The following is a 2,068-nucleotide window of genomic DNA, read 5'->3' as shown; positions in this document are numbered from 1 at the left end:
TCGCCCTCGAGAACACTCGCTCAGCGGGATGAAGCCATGATCTGAACGCGGTTCTTTGGTTGCGTCATTCATGACCTCAGAACGTGGCAGAAGAAATCTTAAGTCGCTCCCGCTGCCGGCAAGGTGCGTTTTTTCAAGCAAATCCGATTAAGAAGTTGAAGGACGTCGACAGTGGCAAACGTGACAGGCAGCGACAACACTGGCGGTGTTAACCAAGACCCTGAAAACACGTTTGGCGACGGCAACTTCTGGTTTGAGTGGATTGAGTTCCCGAGCTTGTCCAACAACAGCTTGGCTGCGGCCGGCTTCAATATCGCTGATGGCTCCTTGGGGCCCGGCCAAACGGTTTACAATGCAGGCACATCAGACACCCTGAACCTGCCCACCCAGTCCGGCACGCTGGGCAACAACGACGACTTCTTCGGCATTCGCATCTCGACGACACTCGAAGTCGCGGCAGGTGGTGAATACACCTTTACGCTCAATTCAGACGATGGCTCACGGCTGTATGTGAACGGCCAGGAAGTTGTTGAAAGCGACGCGGCGCGCCCCGTCGGGACGATAGAAACCGGCAGCATAACGCTCGGGCCCGGCCAGCACGAAATCGTCATCATCTATTACGAAGCGGGCGGACAGGTTGGCCTGTTTTCCACAATCGACGGACCGGACTACGCGGGTCCGACGGATCTGGAAGATGCGAATATCTCTGCCAATGCCGGAGATGACACGATTTCTACCGGCGAAGGGTTCGACAATGTGTCCGCGGGTGACGGTGACGACGTCATCACCGATGACGGGGATGGGGGCAGCTTTAGCGGTGGTGCCGGAAACGATACGATAACGGTCACTGGTAGCGTCGTTACCGTCGACATTGACGCCGGAGCGGACGATGACGAAGTCACGGTTTTCAACGCCGTGGGATCATCGAACACAATCGATCTGGGTGAAGGCAATGACACCTTTACCGGGGGTGATGCCGCTGACAGCGTTACCGGCGGAGAAGGCGATGATGTCATCAGCGCTGGCGCTGGCAACGATCTGCTGGACGGTGGTTCTGGTGATGACACCTTCAATCTGTTCACCGGCGACGACACGATAACCGGTGGCCTTGGCAATGACGTCTTCAATGAAGGTGCCGGTGAAGGCGCAGATGTCATTACGGACTTCAATGTCGGCAATACCGGTTCGATTGATGACGGGGATCAGTCAAACAACGACTTTGTCGATCTAAGCGGTTTCTACAACACAACAACGCTCACCAGTGTGAACGGGGTCGGTGGCAACTTTGGAAATGCCCTGGCCATGATGCGAGCGGACGCCGCTGATGGCCGATTGGATGGCACCATCGATGGCGTCAACTACACTGCCCAAATCGGCGAGGTTGACCTCACCTTGCAGGATGGCACTGGCGGCACGGTTACGGGCGACGACCTGACCTTCGACAACACGAACGTCGTTTGTTTCACCGAAGGGACATGGATCAAAACCGTAGGTGGGGAGCGACGCATTGAGGATTTGCGGGTTGGTGACCGTGTCTTGACGATGGACAATGGATATCAGGCCATCCGATGGATAGGTGGCACACAGGTCCCTTACGAAACACTGTCCGAAAACCCGAAACTGCGGCCAATCCGTATTCGAGCAGGGGCCTTGGGGAGCGGTCTTCCGAATAGTGATCTGATGGTATCGCGGCAGCACCGCGTCCTCGTGCGATCCGCGATTGCAATACGAATGTTCGATACCGATGAGGTCCTCATCCCCGCCATCAAACTGCTGGACATCGATGGCATCGACGTTGTCGATGATCTGCAAGAGGTCGCATATTTCCACATGCTCTTCGATCACCACGAGATCGTGTTTTCAAACGGGGCGCCGACGGAAAGCCTGTTTACCGGTCCCGAGGCCTTAAAGGCGGTTTCAACAGATGCACAAAAAGAAATCGCCGCTTTGTTCCCTGAGATCATGGACCCTCATTACGACCCGACGAGCGCCCGAGTTATCCCCGAGAAAGGTGCGCAGATGAGAAACCTTGTCAAAAGGCACCAGAAAAACCGCAAGGATTTGCTAT

1 protein-coding gene is annotated in these 2,068 nt (G+C 55.7%); it reads left to right on the top strand.

Features of this window, described 5'->3' with window-relative positions:
• Positions 1 to 171: 171 nt before the first annotated feature.
• Positions 172 to 2,068, top strand: a 1,897-nt coding sequence (locus FD715_RS22365) for a Hint domain-containing protein (RefSeq protein WP_189799622.1), incomplete at its 3' end; no start/stop codon positions are given.

It is taken from the genome of Tateyamaria sp. syn59 (assembly GCF_007995245.1).
In the GTDB taxonomy this organism is placed as follows: Bacteria; Pseudomonadota; Alphaproteobacteria; order Rhodobacterales; family Rhodobacteraceae; genus Tateyamaria.
The sequence above is the reverse complement of the archived record's forward strand: the minus strand, read 5'-3'. Positions and strand labels throughout refer to the sequence as shown.